Annotated in this window: 1 protein-coding gene and 1 pseudogene; both read left to right on the forward strand. The window is 66.9% G+C overall.

Annotated elements, in window-relative coordinates:
- Positions 1-91 precede the first annotated feature (91 nt).
- On the forward strand, positions 92-1,744 hold the full coding sequence (locus HH310_RS42945) for an IS1182 family transposase (protein WP_169181542.1): 1,653 nt from the start codon (positions 92-94) through the stop codon (positions 1,742-1,744).
- Between the two features lie 20 nt (positions 1,745-1,764).
- Positions 1,765-2,019, forward strand: a pseudogene (locus HH310_RS42950) (transposase); the annotation flags it as partial.
- Positions 2,020-2,129 lie beyond the last annotated feature (110 nt).

Here is a 2,129-nt window from a genome sequence, read left to right on the forward strand (position 1 = left end):
ACACCGTTGGCCAATCCCTGACTCACGCGAGCTTTGCCGGTCGGCGATGATCTTCCACTGTCCTTGGTGGAGTGATCGAAGAGGTGGCATCTTGTCCCTGCATTCTGCTCAGCACCACGCTGTCCCGGTTGACACCGAGCGGGTTTGTCGGGCGGCGTTCCCCAAGGGGACGCTATGCATCCGCATCCGAGATGCGCTTGGAACGGTCTTCGATGACGCGCAGTTCAGCGCCTTGTTCTCGCGGCGCGGCCGGCCGGCGTTGTCGCCAGGCCGGTTGACGCTGGTCAGCGTGTTGCAGTTCGCCGAAGGGCTGTCCGATCGGCAGGCCGCTGACGCGGTGCGCGGGCGGATCGATTGGAAGTATGCGCTGGGTCTGGAGCTCAGCGACGCGGGATTCGACTTCTCGGTGCTCTCGGAGTTCCGCGCCAGGCTGGCCGATGGACATGGTGATCTCGTCCTGGACGTGCTGCTGCGACGGCTGAACGACGCAGGGCTGGTCAAAGCCGGGGGCCGGCAGCGCACCGATTCCACGCACGTGCTAGCCGCGATCCGGACGGTTAACCAGCTGGAAATGGTCGGTGAGACCGTGCGGGCCGCGCTCAGCGCCCTGGCCGCGGCCGTCCCGGACTGGCTGTCGACGATCCTGGAACCCGGCTGGCTCAACCGCTATGGGCACCGGGTCGAGGAGTATCAACTGCCCAAGGACGACGCTAAACGCCTCGCATACGCCCAGCTTGTCGGCGCCGACGGCGCTCGGCTACTCGCCCACGTCGACGCCGACGGCTCACCCGATTGGCTGGCGCAGGTGCCGGCGGTGGCCACGCTGCGGCGGATCTGGAGCCAGCAATACACCGCCGACGACCACGGCGCATTGGCCTGGCGGGCAACCAGCGACCTTCCGGCTTCGGCCGACCGGCAGGCCTCACCTTATGACGACGACGCCCGCTACGCGGTCAAGCGCGGCAGCGGCTGGGTCGGCTACAAGGCTCACTTGAGCGAGACCTGCGAACCCGGCAGCCCAAACCTGATCACGGATGTGACCACGACCGCCGGACAAGTCGCTGACAACGACATGACCAGCGCCATCCACGCCGCCCTGCACAAGCGCGATCTCCTACCCGTCACTCATTTGATCGACTCCGGCTACACCGGTGGGGAACTGCTGGTCGCCAGCCGCGCCGAATACGGCGTCGACCTGCTCGGACCGGCCCGGCAGGATTCCAGCTGGCAGGCCAAGGCCGGCCAAGGATTCGACATCACCGGCTTCGGCATCGACTGGCAGAACCATCAGGTCACCTGCCCGCAGGGCAAGACGTCGATCCACTGGTCGCCCTGGCGCACCGCAGCCGACGAGGAAGCCATCCACGTCGAATTCTCCAAACGTGACTGCACCCCATGCCCGGCACGGCCGCACTGCACCCGCGCCAAACGCGAACCTCGCCAGCTCACCCTGCACCGCCGTGAGGTCCACGATGCCCTCCACCAGGCACGCAAGATCCAGGAAACCGAGCAATGGAAGCGGCAGTATGCGCTGCGCTCGGGCATCGAAGCCACGATCTCGCAGGCCGTGCGCGGCTTCGGCCTGCGCCGTTCCCGCTACCTCGGTCTCGCTAAAACTCACCTGCAACACGTCCTGACCGCCGCGGCCATCAACCTCGCACGCGTCGATGCATGGCTCTGCGGCATACCGCTGGCGCTGACTCGCAGCCACCGGGCCGCGCGATTGCATGCCGCAGCGGCGTGACCGGGATTGGCCAACAGTGTCAGATCTGGTCGAACAACCCGAATGAACGCCTGAACAAGGAGATCCGCCGCCGCACCGACGTCGTCGGGATCTTCCCCGACCGCGACGCGATCATCCGCCTCGTCGGCGCGGTCCTGGCCGAACAGCACGACGAATGGACCGAAGGCCGCCGCTACTTCGCCCTGGACATCCTCGCCAAAGCCCGCGACACACCCATCAACACCACCACCGCGGCTGCCGCCCCGGACCTGCCTGAACTGGAGACCGCCGCATGACCGACGTGATCGGTGACCCCGCCATCCCGGACCCGGCCGAACGCGCACGACGCAACGCCGCCCTACTGACCGACAACATCGAGACCGGCTTCTGGGACGACCAAGGCCGT

This window comes from Actinoplanes sp. TBRC 11911 (genome assembly GCF_012933445.1).
Taxonomy (GTDB): domain Bacteria; phylum Actinomycetota; class Actinomycetes; order Mycobacteriales; family Micromonosporaceae; genus Actinoplanes.